Annotated in this window: 10 protein-coding genes; 7 read left to right on the top strand and 3 right to left on the bottom strand. The window is 61.6% G+C overall.

Annotated elements, in window-relative coordinates; all coding sequences use genetic code 11:
- Positions 1 to 74: 74 nt before the first annotated feature.
- Positions 75 to 1325 carry an N-acetylmuramoyl-L-alanine amidase gene (locus tag KQ933_RS05395; protein ID WP_216757724.1) on the bottom strand — a complete coding sequence of 417 codons (1251 nt, stop codon included), beginning with the start codon at positions 1323 to 1325 and terminating at the stop codon, positions 75 to 77.
- Between the two features lie 632 nt (positions 1326 to 1957).
- On the opposite strand from KQ933_RS05395, the gene KQ933_RS05390 reads away from it, so the two are divergent.
- Entirely contained in the window at positions 1958 to 4801 is a 2844-nt protein-coding gene (locus tag KQ933_RS05390; RefSeq protein WP_216757723.1) for a ribonuclease E/G, read from the top strand.
- A 299-nt stretch (positions 4802 to 5100) separates the two neighbouring features.
- Here KQ933_RS05390 and KQ933_RS05385 read toward each other — a convergent pair whose 3' ends face one another.
- Positions 5101 to 6759, bottom strand: a complete 1659-nt coding sequence (locus tag KQ933_RS05385) for an acyl-CoA dehydrogenase family protein (protein WP_216757722.1) — start codon at positions 6757 to 6759, stop codon at positions 5101 to 5103.
- A 284-nt stretch (positions 6760 to 7043) separates the two neighbouring features.
- Between KQ933_RS05385 and KQ933_RS05380 the strand changes: the two genes are divergently transcribed.
- Genes KQ933_RS05380 through dprA form a run of 4 tightly spaced genes read left to right on the top strand, consistent with a single transcriptional unit; the run spans position 7044 to position 11110 of the window.
- Complete coding sequence (locus tag KQ933_RS05380; RefSeq protein WP_216757721.1) at positions 7044 to 8000, top strand: aspartate carbamoyltransferase catalytic subunit; 957 nt, start codon at positions 7044 to 7046, stop codon at positions 7998 to 8000.
- The gene (locus KQ933_RS05375) at positions 7997 to 9289 is read left to right on the top strand and encodes a dihydroorotase (RefSeq protein ID WP_216757720.1); all 1293 of its coding nucleotides are present in this window, start codon (positions 7997 to 7999) and stop codon (positions 9287 to 9289) included. Before KQ933_RS05380 ends, KQ933_RS05375 begins: the two co-directional genes overlap by 4 nt.
- Positions 9290 to 9341: 52 nt before the next feature.
- Positions 9342 to 9962, top strand: coding sequence for a glycerol-3-phosphate 1-O-acyltransferase PlsY (gene plsY / locus KQ933_RS05370; RefSeq protein WP_216757719.1), 621 nt, complete (start codon positions 9342 to 9344; stop codon positions 9960 to 9962).
- A complete protein-coding gene (gene dprA / locus KQ933_RS05365) occupies positions 9962 to 11110 on the top strand; it encodes a DNA-processing protein DprA (RefSeq protein WP_216757718.1) in 1149 nt (382 codons plus the stop codon). Before plsY ends, dprA begins: the two co-directional genes overlap by 1 nt.
- On the opposite strand, the gene KQ933_RS05360 is transcribed toward dprA, so the two are convergent.
- A complete protein-coding gene (locus KQ933_RS05360) occupies positions 11090 to 11296 on the bottom strand; it encodes a hypothetical protein (RefSeq protein ID WP_183730124.1) in 207 nt (68 codons plus the stop codon). The two genes, dprA and KQ933_RS05360, sit on opposite strands and share 21 nt — an antisense overlap.
- A 256-nt stretch (positions 11297 to 11552) precedes the next feature.
- Here KQ933_RS05360 and topA point away from each other — a divergent pair, with 256 nt between their 5' ends.
- The gene (gene topA, locus KQ933_RS05355) at positions 11553 to 14228 is read left to right on the top strand and encodes a type I DNA topoisomerase (RefSeq protein ID WP_216757717.1); all 2676 of its coding nucleotides are present in this window, start codon (positions 11553 to 11555) and stop codon (positions 14226 to 14228) included.
- Between the two features lie 2 nt (positions 14229 to 14230).
- Positions 14231 to 16600 (top strand): ribonuclease R, encoded by a 2370-nt coding sequence (gene rnr / locus KQ933_RS05350; RefSeq protein WP_216757716.1) that lies wholly within the window; start codon positions 14231 to 14233, stop codon positions 16598 to 16600.
- Positions 16601 to 16614 lie beyond the last annotated feature (14 nt).

Below are 16614 nucleotides of genomic sequence, written 5' to 3'. Positions count from 1 at the left end.
CCCACCACTTTGCCTTTCCCTTCCGCCAAGAGGTCCGGTTTAGGCCTGGGTGTCGCTTCCGGGCAACGCCTGGTTCAGCCGCCGTTGGCCATAAGGCGTGTGCGGTAACGCTTCACCGCATCGGTCAAAAGATCGGTTATCTTTCCGCGCCAGCCCTCATCGAGCAGGAGCTTCTCGTCGTCGACGTTGGAGAGGAAGCCGAGTTCGAGCAGGATCGAGGGGACGTCGGGCGCCTGCAGCACACGAAAGCCTGCATGACGGTGCGGATTGTTGATCGTGCTAACCTGATCCTTGAAGGAAGCGAGTACGCTTTCGGCGAGCGAGATCGAGAAAGCCTGCGTCTCGCGCCGCGTCAGGTCGAGGAGGATATCGGCGACTTCCGGCGGCTCGGCGACCGTTTCCTTGCCGGCGATCTGGTCGGACAGATTTTCGCGTTCGGCGAGATCGGCGGCGAGCTTGTCCGAGGCTTTGTCGGAAATCGTGTAGACAGTCGCGCCGCGAATGTCCTTTTGCTTCAGCGTATCGGCATGCAGGGAAATGAAGAGACCGGCGTGGTTCTGCCGAGCGATGAGCACGCGCTGCGAGAGCGACAGGAATTCGTCACTGTCGCGCGTCAGGAAAGCCTTGATGCCCGGCTCCTTGTTCAGGCGGTCGGCGAGCGCCTTGGCGAAGGCAAGCGTCACCTGCTTTTCCTCGGTCTTCGTATCGACGCCGATAGCGCCCGTGTCGATACCGCCGTGGCCGGCATCGACGGCAATGACGAAATCTCCCGGCACGGTCTTTTCTGGCTGGGGAATGGCGCTCGTCGTCTGCGCTGCACTGGCCTGATCGGTCCAGGACTGAGTCTTCACCAGTTCGGCGAATTTCTGTTTGTCGATCATCTCGGCATCGAGCACCAGCCGGTGACCGCCGCCGTTCTCATCCGTCTGTACCTTTGCGAGTGCGAGTTGGACCGGGCGTGCCGCCGTCAATACAATGCGGGCGCTCCCCTCGTCCATGGCACCGTAGCGGATGTCCTTGAAGAGGCCGCGGGCTTCGAGGTCCTTGGCTGGGAAACCAAAGGCCGTTGCCGGCAGGTCGACGACAATACGCTCGGGATTGGCGATGTAGTGGACGGAGAAACGCGGCTCGCGGTCGAAATCGATGACGATGCGGGTTCTGGCATCGTCGCCGACGATGCGCGCTCCATAAGCCAGCAGGGAATCCTTTGCACCGGCTGCGCTGCCCGGAACCGTGCAAAGCGCAGCAAAGGCGAAAAGCCACGCCGCAAATCCCAGTTTTCGCCCTGCGGACAACCCCGCCGCGACCCAGAACCTCTTAAACAATAGCCCGCCACACCCTATTTATTGCTGCGATGGACCCTGCGTCGCCACGGCGCACTCCCGCCAGAGGCGAGCGCGCATACACCGACCCGCGAATCAGGATCGCTTATCCCCCAGGAGTTTATGCGATACGAAATCCATCAATATTATGGCACATTTGGCTTTTCCCTTGCTATTGTGACAGAGAAAACATACAAGGAATTTCAGGGTAGAAGTGTTGACGGGATAGAGTCGCCGCGAGGCAGCCAGCCGGCCCCTGGACCTGGCGCCACAACCGGTAATCGTCCGCCGTCGAATGCATTTCCACCCGGGAACTGGATCCTGATTTTCCGGCTTCATGCTGGGATTTCATCGGTGGATCAGCCACCACGCTCTCAGGGAGCAAACTCATCGGACCCGAAATGGGTCTTCGTCATTGTCGATCACGCTTGGTTGTTGATGGTTTCGCAGCAGGTTTTATCTGAAGTGTACAGGCCCCGGAACGAAACTGTTCCGCTTGCGGTCTGGCTGCTGCCCTCTCCCCCGCACCAATCGCGACTTTCATTATCCGGCGCGGCCACGGCGGACCGCATTCTTTCTGTGTCAATAGCAGTCGGGAATGCGCTCTCGCGGCCTCGCCGAGGAGCTCAGCTTACATGGCAGACAAAATGCTTATCGATGCGTCTCACGAGGAAGAGACGCGCGTCGTTGTCGTTCGCGGGAACCGCATAGAGGAATTTGACTTCGAGTCGCAGCACAAGAAGCAGATTCGCGGCAACATCTATCTTGCAAAAGTAACGAGGGTCGAGCCCTCGCTGCAGGCCGCTTTCGTAGATTACGGCGGCAACCGGCACGGCTTCCTTGCCTTCGCCGAAATCCATCCCGACTATTACCAGATTCCGCTTGCCGACCGTCAGGCCCTGCTTCGCGCCGAAGCCGAGGAGCACCGCCGCGACGAGGATGTCGAGCATGTCGAGACGGCTCCTGTCGTCGATCTCTCGACGCAGGATCAGCCGGATATCGGCATCGTTCCAGTCGAACAGCCCGAAGTCGCAGCGGCGGATGAAGCGGCACCAGCAGAGGCAGCACCCGTTGGCGAAGAGGCGCCCGCCAAGAAGCCACGCGCCCGCCGCAGCCGCAAGAAGGTTGCCGAACCTGTCGCCGAGGAAACCGCGACGCCGGAAGCATCGGTTGCCGATAACGACGACGAAGGCCCGGTCGGCGGTGAAATGGCCGCGATGGTCGAAACGGACGCCATTTCCGAAGACGTAGACGTTTCCAAGCGTCGTCACGACGATGATGACGATGATGACGACCACGGCGAAGAGGAAGTCATCGAATCGGTCGGCGCCGAAGATGCGATGGAAGAGGTTCCGGACCGCGTGCAGCGCAAGCCGCGCAAACAGTACCGTATCCAGGAAGTCATCAAGCGCCGCCAGATCCTGCTGGTGCAGGTTGCCAAGGAAGAGCGCGGCAACAAGGGTGCGGCTCTCACCACCTATCTCTCGCTTGCAGGCCGCTATTCGGTTTTGATGCCGAACACGGCGCGTGGCGGTGGCATTTCCCGCAAGATCACCAACCCGCAGGACCGCAAGCGGCTGAAAGAAATCGCCCGCATGCTGGAAGTTCCGCAGGGCATGGGCGTGATCCTGCGTACGGCCGGCGCGAACCGCACCAAGGTCGAGGTGAAGCGCGACTTCGAATATCTTATGCGCTTGTGGGAGAACGTCCGCACGCTGACGCTCGCCTCCACGGCCCCCTGCCTTGTCTACGAGGAAGGCTCGCTCATCAAGCGCTCGATCCGTGACCTCTACAACAAGGATATCGGCGAGATCATCGTCTCCGGCGAGGAAGGCTATCGTGAAGCGAAAGACTTCATGAAGATGCTGATGCCGAGCCACGCCAAGGTGGTTCAGCCCTACCGCGACATTCATCCGATCTTCTCGCGCTCCGGTATTGAGGCGCAACTCGATCGCATGCTGCAGCCGCAGGTGACACTGAAGTCCGGCGGTTACCTGATCATGAACCAGACCGAAGCGCTGGTTTCGATCGACGTCAACTCCGGTCGCTCGACCCGCGAACACTCGATCGAGGACACGGCCCTCCAGACGAACCTCGAAGCAGCGGACGAAGTCGCCCGCCAGCTTCGCCTGCGCGACCTTGCCGGCCTCATCGTTATCGACTTCATCGACATGGAAGAGAAGCGCAACAACCGCGCTGTCGAGAAGAAGCTGAAGGAATGCCTGAAGAACGACCGCGCCCGCATCCAGGTCGGCCGCATCTCGCATTTCGGCCTTCTGGAAATGTCGCGCCAGCGCATCCGCGCTTCCGTTCTCGAATCGACGACGCAGGTCTGCTCGCATTGCGGCGGCACCGGCCACGTCCGTTCGCAGTCCTCCGTCGCCCTGCATGTTCTGCGCGGCGTCGAGGAATATCTCTTGAAGAACACGACGCACAACATCACCGTGCGCACGACGCCTGACATCGCGCTCTACCTGCTCAACCACAAGCGCCAGACGATCGTCGATTATGAAAACCGCTTCGGTGTGGCGATCATCATCGATGCCGATGGCTCGGTCGGTGCACAGCATTTCGCGATCGATCGCGGCGAGCCGGTCGAAAACCCGGTCAAGATCGAAAGCCTCTTCAACTTCGCAGCCATCCCCGATGACGATGATGACGATGTCGTCATCGAGCATGACGAGGAAGAAGACGAAGAGCTGGAAGAAAAGCCCGCTGCTGCCGAGCGCCCTGCTGCCCGTGCAGAGAGCGAAGGCGAAGGTGGACGTAAACGCAAGCGCCGTCGCCGTCGCCGCGGCCGCAACGGGGGCGTCGAGCAACAGGTCGCTGCCGATGCCGTCTCCGACGAGGCTGACGATAGCGAAGAGGGCGAGGACGACGGCAGCGAAGGGGACAGCGATGCCGCCGAAGGTGCCACAGAGACCCGCGCCGAAGGTGATGACTCCCAGCGCCGCAAGCGCCGCCGTCGCGGCAAGCGTGGCGGCCGCCGTAACCGTGGTGAGGAAGGCGCTGAGGGCGCAGCTTCCGAAGACGGTAGCGCGGACGAAGACGATGACAGCGTAGCTGAAGAGACGTCTGCGACCGAGGTTGAGGTGGTCGAAGTCATCGCGGCCGAAACCAATGAAGGTCAGTCCGCGGCGGCTGCCATCGAAGGCAGCGAAAGCGTTGCCGAAGTGGTCAAGCCGGCACGCGGCCGTGGTCGCCGTAAGGCCGCCGCCCCCTCGCCGGTCGAAGAGCCCGTCGTTGAAGCCTCGGTCGCCAAAGCGCCTGTTGCCGAAGCCGAGCCGGAAGCAGCGGAAGCCTCTGCGGATCTCGCCGCGCCGGCACAGGACGAGGCAAAGCCTGCTCGTGCCAACCGCGGCTCCAACATCTCGTCTTCTGAACCGACGGTCACCTCGAACCGTACCGACAGCGCGGAGGCTGACGGCGAAGGCAAGCCGAAGAAGGCAGGCTGGTGGCAGCGCCGCGGCTTCTTCTGAAAGCTTATTTTCGGGAATAAGTGACATGATCCGGCTGCGGTGACGCGGCCGGATTTTTTATGCAATTGAATGAGAGCGTTCAGCCCGCTGTCGGTTGGACGAAGCTCAGCCTTGAGCGTACGGCCAAACCAGACGGTGGTTTCCGAGAGCGAGACGAGCGGGAGCCGGCGCACAAAGCCCGCGAAGATCAGAAGCGCAGACCGCCCTGATTGCCGGCGTTGATGTCGGGATAAATGCAGCACATGCTGCACTTTCGGGCCTGCGACACCCAGATGGCTCGCATCCTGCCCGCCGTCACGCTACGCAGCAGGCGGGTAAAGCAGATCGACGATATAGCTCGCGTCGAAGCGCGAATCGAGCATGCCGTAGGTCGAGCGCCAGCCGCCGGCAAGACGGGTCTCGATGAAGGCATCGGCAATTCGCCCTGCCCCGAGACGATAGAGTTCGGCGGCGCCAGCAGCAAGCGCCAATTGTTCGACGAGCAGGCGGGCCGCACCCTCATCCTGTTCGCAGAGCGCGATCGCCGCGCGCAGCACGTCGATCGTTTTCTTGCCGGCCGGGCCGAGATCGCGCGCAAAGCCTGCGAAAACCGTCTCGAAGAGATCCTTGCCGCGGTTCAGCACACGCAGCACGTCCAGCGCCATGACATTGCCCGAACCTTCCCAGATCGCATTGACCGGGGCCTCGCGGTAGTGGCGGGCGATCGGGCGCTCTTCGATATAGCCGCTGCCGCCGATGCATTCCATCGCCTCGTAGATCAGCGACGGGGCGATCTTGCAGCACCAGTATTTGGCAACCGGCGTCATGACGCGGGCATAGGCCGCGTCTTCGGCATTGCCGCGCGCCTTGTCGAAGGCATCGGCCAGACGGAAGGAGAGAGCCGTGGCCGCGGCGACATCGAGCGCCATATCGGCGAGCACACGCGTCATGATCGGTTGGTTGACCAGCATCTTGCCGAAGACGCTGCGACCGCGGGTATGGTGCACCGCCTCGGCCAGCGAGGCGCGCATGATGCCGGAAGAGGCCAGCGCGCAGTCGAGGCGTGTCAGCGTCACCATATCGAGAATGGTGCGGATGCCGGCATCGGGGCCACCGAGCAGGAAACCGAACGTATCGGTGAACTCCACTTCGGATGAAGCGTTGGAGCGGTTGCCAATCTTGTCCTTCAGGCGCTGGAATTGCAGGCCATTGGCTGAACCGTCCTCCAGCAGGCGCGGCACCAAGAAGCAGCCCATGCCCTCCTTGGTCTGCGCCAGCATGATGAAGGCGTCGCTCATCGGCGCGGACATGAACCACTTGTGGCCGGAGAGGCGGTAAATACCCTCGCTGACTTTTTCGGCAGCGGTCTTGTTGGCACGGACATCCGTGCCGCCCTGCTTTTCCGTCATGCCCATGCCGATCGTCACGGCCGATTTCTGCATTGCCGGGCGATTGGACGAGTCATATTTGCGCGACAGGATCTTCGGCGCCCAGTCCTTCTGGACAGCCGGTGACGCCGAGAGAGCGGCAACGGATGCGCTCGTCATCGTCAGCGGGCAGAGATGGCCGGATTCGAGCTGTGCCGTCAGATAGAAGCGGGCCGCGCGAATGTGGTGGGACTGGTCCTTGGCCTCGGTATCGGCCTGCGGATCCCAGACGGAGGAATGCAGGCCCGAAGCCATGGAACGGCGCATCAGCGCATGCCAGGCGGGATGGAATTCAACGATATCCAGACGCTCGCCGCGCGGACCGTGGGTGCGAAGCTGCGGCGTGCCCTGGTTTGCCATGCGCGCCAGTTCCTGGGCCTCGGGCGAGGTCACGTAACGGCCCGTGTTTTCAAGATCATCACGGATGGAGCGCGGCAGCGTGGAGGTCAGATCGACGATCAGCGGATCGGATCGATAGGCATTGATTCCCGACCAGAGGCTCGGCTGGTTGAGTTCGGCGAGTTTGGCTTCAGTCCGGTTTGCGGCGGTCATTATTCGCTTCTATTTCAAGAGCCCGGCAAAAGGAAACCGGAAGTTCATGATTCGCAGATTTCTGCTCTACAGCGCCGCGCGTCTTTTCAGACGCGCGAAGGACGCTGTAGCATCTTAAATTGCTGCATAATTTTATCCTTAAATCGATTCCGATTTAAGGAATCATGCAGTAGCGGGATTCGACGGAAAATGCATGGGGAACATAGGGATTTGCGCATAGCGGATGCTTGCCCCTTCCCCCCGCACTCTTTATAGACCCCGCGAAGACAATAAGAGGCAGGGTCATGGTCTTTTTCCCCCACCGCCACCTCATTGGCATCAAGGGCCTCACCGAGCAGGATATTACCTATCTTCTCGACAAGGCCGACGAAGCCGTCAAGATCAGTCGACAGCGAGAGAAGAAGACGTCGACCCTTCGGGGACTGACGCAGATCAACCTCTTCTTCGAGGCATCGACGCGCACGCAATCCTCCTTCGAACTTGCCGGCAAACGCCTCGGCGCCGACGTCATGAACATGTCGGTCGGAAATTCCTCGGTGAAGAAGGGCGAGACGCTGATCGACACTGCGATGACGCTGAACGCGATGCGGCCGGACGTCTTGATCATCCGCCACTCCAGCGCCGGTGCCGCAGCGCTTCTCGCCCAGAAGGTCTCCTGCTCCGTCGTCAATGCCGGCGATGGCCAGCATGAGCATCCGACGCAGGCGCTGCTCGACGCGCTGACGATCCGCCGTGCCAAGGGCCGGCTGTCGCGCATCATCGTGGCGATCTGCGGCGACGTGCTGCATTCGCGCGTGGCGCGCTCCAACATCCTGCTTCTGAACGCCATGGGTGCCAGGGTGCGCGTCGTCGCCCCTGCGACGCTGCTGCCGGCCGGCATCGCGGAGATGGGCGTCGAGGTCTTCCATTCGATGAAGGAAGGGCTGAAGGACGCGGATGTGGTGATGATGCTGCGGCTGCAGCGCGAACGCATGTCCGGCGCCTTTGTGCCGTCGGTGCGCGAATACTATCATTTCTACGGCCTTGATGCGGAAACGCTGAAGGCGGCGAAGGAGGATGCGCTCGTCATGCATCCCGGGCCGATGAACCGCGGCGTGGAAATCGCTTCCGAGGTCGCCGATGGTCCGCAGAGCGTAATTGCGGAACAGGTGGAAATGGGGGTCGCAGTGCGCATGGCCGTCATGGAGACGCTGCTTGTTTCCCAGAACCAGGGACCCCGCACGGATGGAGTGAGCGCATGAGCAATCTCGTCCTCAAGAATGTCCGCATCGTCGACCCCTCCCGCAATCTCGATGAGATCGGCACTGTTATCGTCAAGGACGGCCTAATCGTTGCGGCCGGCAAGGATGTGCAGAACCAGGGCACGCCCGGAGGCGCCACGGTACGCGACTGCACCGGCCTCGTCGCAGTGCCTGGCCTCGTCGACGCCCGCGTCCATATCGGCGAACCGGGCGGCGAACATCGCGAAACCATCGCTTCGGCAAGCCGCGCCGCGGCGGCAGGCGGTGTGACCTCCATCATCATGATGCCGGACACACATCCCGTTATAGACGACATCGCGCTCGTCGAATTCGTCAAGAAGACGGCGCGGGATACGGCCGTGGTCAACGTCTATCCGGCAGCGGCCATCACCAAGGGGCTTGCCGGCGAGGAGATGACGGAAATCGGCCTGTTGATGCAGGCAGGCGCCGTCGCCTTCACCGACGCGCATGGCAGCATTTCCGATGCCCAGGTGCTGCGCCGGGTGATGACCTATGCACGTGAATTCGGCGCCGTCATTTCCTGCGCAACGCGCGACAAATACCTCGGCGCCAACGGCGTCATGCATGAAGGCCTGCTCGCAAGCTGGCTCGGCCTTTCCGGCATCCCGAAGGAAGCAGAGCTCATCCCGCTCGAGCGTGATCTACGCATCGCCCAACTGACGCGGGGCAATTATCACGCAGCAATGATCTCCGTTCCGGAATCGGTTGAGGCGATCGAGCTTGCCCGCTCGCGCGGCGCGAAAGTCACCTGCGGCGTGTCGATCAACAATCTGGCGCTGAACGAGAACGACATCGGCGAATACCGGACCTTCTTCAAGCTCTATCCGCCGCTGCGCTCAGAGGATGACCGGGTGGCGATGGTGGATGCGCTGGCGAAGGGCGCGATCGATATTATCGTCTCCTCGCACGATCCGCAGGATGTCGATACCAAGCGCCTGCCCTTCGGCGAAGCCGAGGACGGTGCGGTCGGGCTCGAAACCATGCTCGCGGCAGCTTTGCGGCTCTATCACAGCGAGCAGGTCAGCCTGATGCGGCTGATCGATGCGATGTCGACGCGACCGGCGCAGATCTTCGGTCTTGATGCCGGAACGCTGAAGCCCGGCGCCAAGGCCGATATTGCCTTGATCGACCTGGAGGAGCCTTGGCTTGTCGCCAAGGACATGCTTCTTTCCCGCTCGAAGAACACGCCGTTCGAGGATGCACGCTTCAGCGGACGAGCCGTCGCGACCTATGTGGGCGGCAAGCTGGTTCACGCATTGCAGGGCTGAGGGCTGCACAGCCCTTCTGGGCAGCCTCTCGGCAAAGGATTGGGGAACAAAAATGATATCTGATCTTGTTACCTGGCAGATTACGCTGCCTCTGGCGCTTGTGGCTGTTGTCGTCGGCTACCTGCTCGGCTCCATCCCGTTCGGCCTCATCCTCACACGCGCCGCCGGCCTTGGCGACGTCCGCAGCATCGGTTCCGGCAATATCGGCGCGACGAATGTTCTGCGCACCGGCAACAAGAAGCTTGCAGCCGCAACGCTGCTGCTCGATGCGCTGAAGGCGGCCGCAGCCGCCTGGATCATGGCCTATTTTGCGGGCGAGGAAGCGGGTATCATCGCCGGTTTCTTCGCCTTCATCGGCCACCTTTTTCCGGTCTGGATCGGCTTCAAGGGCGGCAAGGGTGTCGCCACCTATATCGGCACGCTTCTCGGTGTTGCGCCGTCAATGGTTCTCCTCTTTGCAGCCGTCTGGCTGGGGACCGCCTTTATCACCCGCTATTCCTCGCTTTCCGCGCTGATTGCGATGCTTGTCATTCCGGTTGCATTGTGGATATTGGGTGATGAAAAGGTTGCGGCAATCATGGCGATCATGACCGTCGTCTCCTACTGGAAGCACAAGGCAAATATTTCCCGCCTGATGAATGGCACGGAAAGCAAGATCGGGGCTAAGGGGTAATGGACGCGCTCAGCGCAAAGCCAAAGGGAATTGCGCTGACGGAGAGACAGAGGATCGCTTGGCTGAGGCTGATCCGCTCCGACAATGTCGGCCCTGCGACCTTTCGTGATCTCATCAATCATTTCGGTTCAGCGGAAGCGGCACTTTCCATGCTGCCGGAGCTTTCGGCGCGCGGCGGTGCGACCCGTTCGATCCGCATCGCCACCGAGGCTGAAGCGCATCGCGAACTCGAGGCGGCCCAGCGTTTCGGCGCCCGTTTCGTCGGCATCGGCGAGCCCGATTATCCGCAGGCGCTACGCCAGATCGACGGCGCGCCGCCGCTGCTCGCGGTCAAAGGCGATCTTTCCGTGCTAAACAGGCCGGCGGTCGGCATCGTCGGTTCGCGCAATGCCTCCATCAGCGGCGCGAAGTTCGCGGCGATGATTGCCCGAGACTGCGGCCGGGCTGGCTATCTGGTCGTCTCCGGCCTTGCCCGCGGCATCGATACGGCCGCCCATCGGGCGAGCCTCGATACCGGCACCATTGCCGCAATGGCCGGAGGGCTCAACCAGCCCTACCCGCCTGAAAATGTCGGACTGCTCGAGGAGATATGGAATGGCAACGGGCTTGCCGTCAGCGAGATGCCTTTCGGCTGGGAGCCGCGTGCGCGTGATTTTCCCCGCCGCAACCGGCTGATTGCGGGAATCTCGCTCGGCGTCGCGGTCGTGGAGGCAGCAGTTCGCTCCGGTTCGCTTATCACGGCGCGGATGGCCGGCGAATTCGGGCGGCTGGTCTTTGCCGTGCCAGGTTCGCCGCTCGATCCACGCTGCCACGGCACGAACGGCCTTCTCAAAGAGGGAGCGATGATCGTCACTTCGCCCGAGGATGTCGTGGAAGCGCTGGCGCCGCTCTCCCAGCCCGATCTCTTCTCGCTGCCATCAGCCGAAGAACCGAAGCGCGAGGGCGGCAGGATGTCGCTTCCGCCCGACGAAACGGATCGCACGCTCGTCAGCGATGCGCTCGGTCCGACGCCTGTGGAGGTCGACGACATCATCCGTCACACCGGTCTTTCGGCTTCCGCAGTCTATCTCGTTCTCCTGGAGCTGGATATGGCCGGGCGGCTTCACCGCCATGCCGGCGGGTTGGTTTCAATTTCCATGACCGACTGAGCCGTCATGCATGCGTGACTGCAGGTCTCCAGCCTCGACATAAGCCATCTCGATGAGATAGCAGAGCATCTCCGCCTTTTCGCGTTCTGCCACCTGGTGCAATTCGCCGAGCATCTGCCGGATGAAAGTAATGTTCTCAAGCGATGCCAAGCGATCGATGTCTTTTTCTGCAACCTTGGGCGCCATAATTGTCTCTGTGAAATCAGAAAAGGCTGCTTTACAAGGAGCCCGAACCACGCTTCAAAAACGATAGAGCAATTATCTTGAATTGCAACATACTTTCTATCTCGCAATGGTTGCGACGCATCGGAAAGAGGTAAAATTAGAGCAAACCTCTTGACCGGAGCGAATTCCCTGTCCATGTCGGAGGGCCGGTATTCATGTTGCAGTGCGTGTTCCGCCTGCTTGTTCGCCGGATCGGCATCTTTTTTAGAGAATCATCATGAATGTTGTAGTGGTGGAATCGCCTGCCAAGGCCAAGACGATCAACAAGTATCTGGGTCCAGGATACAAGGTGCTCGCCTCTTTCGGCCATGTGCGCGATCTGCCTGCCAAGGATGGATCAGTTCTTCCGGATCAGGATTTCGAGATGCTCTGGGAGGTGGATGGCGCCTCGTCCAAACGCATGAAGGATATTGCCGACGCGGTGAAATCCTCCGATGCCTTGTTTCTGGCAACCGACCCCGATCGCGAAGGCGAAGCAATCTCCTGGCATGTTCTCGATCTTCTGAACAAGAAGCGTGTCATCAACGGCAAGCCGGTCAAGCGCGTCGTCTTCAATGCCATCACCAAGAAGGCCGTGCTCGATGCGATGGCCGATCCGCGCGACATCGACGTCCCGCTGGTCGATGCCTATCTGGCACGCCGCGCGCTCGATTATCTCGTCGGCTTCAATCTCTCGCCCGTTCTCTGGCGCAAGCTGCCCGGCGCGCGTTCGGCAGGCCGCGTGCAATCGGTTGCGCTGCGCCTGGTTTGCGACCGTGAATCCGAAATCGAACGTTTCATATCCGAGGAATACTGGAACCTGTCGGCGCTGCTCAAGACGCCGCGCGGCGACGAGTTCGAGGCAAGGCTGGTTTCTGCCGACGGAAAGCGGTTGCAGCCGCGCTCGATTGCCAATGGCGAGGAAGCCGGCAAGCTGAAGGCGCTGCTGGAAGGTGCAAGCTACGTCGTCGAAAGCGTCGAGGCAAAGCCCGTCAAGCGCAATCCGGCACCGCCCTTCACGACCTCGACGCTCCAGCAGGCGGCGTCCTCCAAGCTCGGCTTCTCGGCCTCGCGCACCATGCAGATTGCGCAGAAGCTTTATGAGGGCGTCGACATCGGCGGCGAGACCGTCGGTCTCATCACCTATATGCGTACGGACGGTGTGCAGATGGCCCCCGAAGCGATCGATGCGGCGCGGAGCGCCATCGGCGAACAGTTCGGCGACCGTTATCTGCCAGAGAAGGCGCGTCTTTACTCCACCAAGGCGAAGAACGCCCAGGAAGCGCACGAAGCGATCCGCCCGACCGATTTCAATCGTTCGCCCGACCGAGTCCGCAAGTTCCTCGATGCCGACCAGATCCGCCTCTACGACCTGATCTGGAAGCGCGGCATTGCCAGCCAGATGGCATCCGCCGAAATCGAGCGCACCACGGCCGAAATCCTCGCCGACAAGAACGGCCAGAAGGCTGGGCTGCGCGCCGTCGGCTCCGTCATCCGTTTCGACGGTTTCATCGCCGCCTATACCGACCAGAAGGAAGATGGCGAGCAGAGCGACGATGCCGATGACGAGGATGGCCGTCTGCCGGAGATCAATGCGCGCGAAAACCTCGCCAAGCAGAAGATCAACTCCACGCAACATTTCACCGAACCGCCGCCGCGCTATTCGGAAGCCTCGCTCATCAAGAAGATGGAAGAGCTCGGCATCGGCCGTCCATCCACCTATGCCGCGACGCTCGCGACTTTGCGCGACCGCGATTATGTGACGATCGACAAGCGCAAGCTGATCCCGCAGGCAAAGGGTCGTTTGGTCACCGCCTTCCTCGAAAGTTTCTTCACGAAGTATGTGGAGTACGACTTCACGGCCGATCTCGAAGAAAAGCTCGACCGGATTTCGGCCGGCGAACTCAACTGGAAGCAGGTCCTTCGCGATTTCTGGAAGGATTTCTTCTCGCAGATCGAAGATACCAAGGAACTGCGCGTCACCAACGTTTTAGACTCCTTGAACGAGGCGCTGGCACCGCTGGTCTTCCCCAAGCGCGAGGACGGCAGCGATCCGCGCATCTGCCAGGTTTGCGGCACCGGCAACCTGTCCCTGAAACTCGGCAAGTATGGCGCCTTCGTCGGCTGCTCGAACTATCCGGAATGCAACTATACCCGCCAGCTTTCTTCCGAAAACGGCGGTGAGGCTGAAGGCGTCGCGCTGAACGAGCCGAAGAACCTCGGCACCGATCCGACCACCGGCGAGGAACTGACGCTAAGGTCCGGCCGTTTCGGACCCTATATCCAGCGCGGCGACGGCAAGGAGGCCAAGCGCTCGTCCCTTCCCAAGGGCTGGAAGCCCGAAGATATCGACTACGAAAAGGCGATGGCACTGATCTCGCTGCCGCGCGACATCGGCAAACATCCGGAATCCGGCAAGATGATCTCTTCCGGGCTCGGTCGCTATGGGCCATTCCTGCTGCATGATGGCACCTATGCCAATCTGGAGAGCATCGAGGACGTCTTCTCGGTTGGCCTCAACCGCGCCGTGACGCTGATTGCGGAAAAACAGAACAAGGCGCCGGGCGGAGGCCGCAGCACACCGGCAGCATTGAAGGAGCTCGGCGATCATCCCGATGGCGGCGCGATCACCGTTCGTGACGGGCGCTATGGTCCCTATGTCAACTGGGGCAAGGTCAACGCGACGCTGCCAAAAGGCAAGGATCCGCAGGCCATCACCGTCGAGGAAGCGCTGGTGCTGATTGCGGAAAAGGCCGGCAGGGCCCCTGCCGCTAAGCCCAAGACTAAGACGGCTGCGAAGCCTAAGTCCGCCACAAAGCCGAAGGCTGCCGCAGCTGAAGCCAAGACGACGAAGACTGCCGCAAAGCCGAAGGCGACCAAGGCAAAAGCACCGGCGAAAACGAAAAAGAGCTGAGAGTGGCGAGAGACCCGCGCGAGACTACGAAACCCATGGGCAAACGCCCGGGAAAGATCAGCCGCGCGAGCAGGGAAGCTGCGCCTGAGCCATTGAATATCGCGCACGGCGTCCTGCCGCCGCGCGAGGTCATCCTGCGCTTCATTGCCGAGCATCCGCAGAAAGCCTCCAAGCGCGAACTCGCAAAGGCCTTCGGGCTGAAGGGTGAAAGCCGTGTCGAGCTCAAGCATCTGCTGCAGGAATTGGAGCAGGAAGGCATGCTGCAGAAGAGCCGCAAGTCGCTGATCAGGCCAGGCGCGCTGCCGCCCGTCACCGTGCTCGACATCACCACCCGCGACAAGGACGGCGATCTGATCGGCCGGCCGGCCGAATGGCCAGAGGATCAGGGCGTGGCGCCCGCCGTCGCCATCCGCCAGCAATCTCCGGCAGGGCGCCAGGGCAAGGGCAAGTCGCCCGTTGCCGGCCTCGGCGACCGCATCCTCGCCAAGATATTCCCCGCTGTCGACCGGGGCGGACCGGCCTATACCGCCCGCATCATCAAGGTGATCGACAAGCGGCGCGGCGCCACCATGGGCGTCTTCAAGGATGCGCCCGGGGGCGCCGGACGCCTGCTGCCGATCGACCGGCGCGGCGAGGAAATGGTGATCGATCCCGACTACAAGGGCGATGCCAAGGACGGTGATCTGGTCGAGGTAGAGATTGCGCGTCTCGGCCGTTTCGGCCTGCCTCGCGCCAAGGTTCTGTCGGTCGTCGGCTCGGTTGGCTCGGAAAAGGCGATCTCGATGATCGCCATCCATGCGCACGGCATTCCGCATGTGTTCCCGCCAGCCGTCGTCGCGGAGGCGGATGACGCCAAGCCTGCCACGATGTCGCATCGGGAAGACTGGCGTGGCATGCCGCTGATCACCATCGATCCCGCCGATGCCAAGGACCATGACGACGCCGTCTATGCCGAGGATGATCCATCGGAAGACAATGCGGGCGGTGTTATCGTCACTGTCGCGATTGCCGATGTCTCCTGGTATGTGCGCCCGAATTCGCCGCTCGACCGGGAGGCATTGAAGCGGGGCAACTCGGTCTACTTCCCCGATCGCGTCGTGCCGATGCTGCCGGAGCGCATCTCCAACGATCTCTGCTCGCTGAAGGAAGGCGTCGACCGCCCTGCCCTTGCCGTGCGCATGATCTTCTCGAAGGAAGGCCGCAAGATCGGCCATACCTTCCACCGCATCATGATGAAGAGTGCTGCGAAGCTCTCCTACCAGCAGGCACAGGCAGCAATCGACGGCAAACCCGACGACAAGACCGGCCCGATGCTGGAGCCCATCCTGAAACCGCTGTGGCACGCTTACGAGACGATGAAGCGTGGCCGTGAGCGGCGACAACCGCTCGAGCTCGACATGCCCGAGCGCAAGATCCTGCTGACGCCCGACGGCACCGTCGACCGGGTCTTCGTGCCGCCACGCCTCGACGCGCACAAGCTGATCGAGGAAATGATGATCCAGGCGAATGTCTCCGCTGCCGAGACGCTGGAGAAAAAGCGCCAGCTGCTGATCTATCGCATCCACGATGCGCCGACACTCGCCAAGCAGGAAGTGCTGCGCGAGTTTCTCGCTACCCTCGGCATCTCGCTTGCCAAGGGCGGCAACGTGCGCGCCAACAGCTTCAACGGCATTCTCGCCAAGGCGGACGGCACCGCCCACCAGACCATGGTCAACGAAATGGTTCTGCGCTCGCAGAGCCAGGCAATCTATAGCCCCGACAATATCGGTCACTTCGGCCTGAACCTGATGAAGTATGCGCACTTCACCTCTCCGATCCGCCGCTATGCCGATCTTATCGTGCATCGTGCGCTCGTCGGCTCGCTCGGCTTCGGCGAAGGCGGCATCACACCGGAAGAGGAGGCAACGCTCGACGATATCGCGGCCGAGATCTCTACCTTCGAGCGCCGCGCCATGGCCGCCGAGCGCGAGACGGTCGATCGCTTGATCGCTCATCATCTTGCCGGTCGCATCGGCCAGGAATTCGAAGGACGCGTTTCGGGCGTCACCAAATCAGGCCTGTTTATCCTGTTGCCGGACTATGGCGCTGATGGTTTCATCCCTATATCTACGCTTGGCACCGATTACTTCATCTATGACGAAGCGCATCAGGCTCTGAGCGGTGAAAAAACCGGGCTCGGCTATCGTCTTGGCGATAATGTGACCGTGCGACTGGCAGAGGCGATCCCGCTTGCGGGCGCCTTGCGTTTTGAAATGCTGAGCGAGGGACGCAAGATGCCGACGGCTGTGCGCTCCTTCCACAAGGCGGGACGGCGCGATGCAAGCCGCGCTCGCAAGAAGGTCGGAACGAGGCCGCCGCGCGGGCGGCGTTGAAGCAATTCCAGCAA

Source organism: Rhizobium sp. WYJ-E13 (assembly GCF_018987265.1).
Lineage (GTDB): Bacteria > Pseudomonadota > Alphaproteobacteria > Rhizobiales > Rhizobiaceae > Rhizobium.
The sequence above is the reverse complement of the archived record's forward strand: the minus strand, read 5'-3'. Positions and strand labels throughout refer to the sequence as shown.

What these genes read in the sequence shown, in the direction of transcription:
- plsY (WP_216757719.1), top strand. Translation starts at nt 9,342, where the DNA reads ATGATATCTGATCTTGTTACCTGGCAGATTACGCTGCCTCTGGCGCTT.
- KQ933_RS05390 (WP_216757723.1), top strand. Translation starts at nt 1,958, where the DNA reads ATGGCAGACAAAATGCTTATCGATGCGTCTCACGAGGAAGAGACGCGC.
- KQ933_RS05380 (WP_216757721.1), top strand. Translation starts at nt 7,044, where the DNA reads ATGGTCTTTTTCCCCCACCGCCACCTCATTGGCATCAAGGGCCTCACC.
- KQ933_RS05360 (WP_183730124.1), bottom strand. Translation starts at nt 11,296, where the DNA reads ATGGCGCCCAAGGTTGCAGAAAAAGACATCGATCGCTTGGCATCGCTT.
- dprA (WP_216757718.1), top strand. Translation starts at nt 9,962, where the DNA reads ATGGACGCGCTCAGCGCAAAGCCAAAGGGAATTGCGCTGACGGAGAGA.
- KQ933_RS05385 (WP_216757722.1), bottom strand. Translation starts at nt 6,759, where the DNA reads ATGACCGCCGCAAACCGGACTGAAGCCAAACTCGCCGAACTCAACCAG.
- topA (WP_216757717.1), top strand. Translation starts at nt 11,553, where the DNA reads ATGAATGTTGTAGTGGTGGAATCGCCTGCCAAGGCCAAGACGATCAAC.
- KQ933_RS05375 (WP_216757720.1), top strand. Translation starts at nt 7,997, where the DNA reads ATGAGCAATCTCGTCCTCAAGAATGTCCGCATCGTCGACCCCTCCCGC.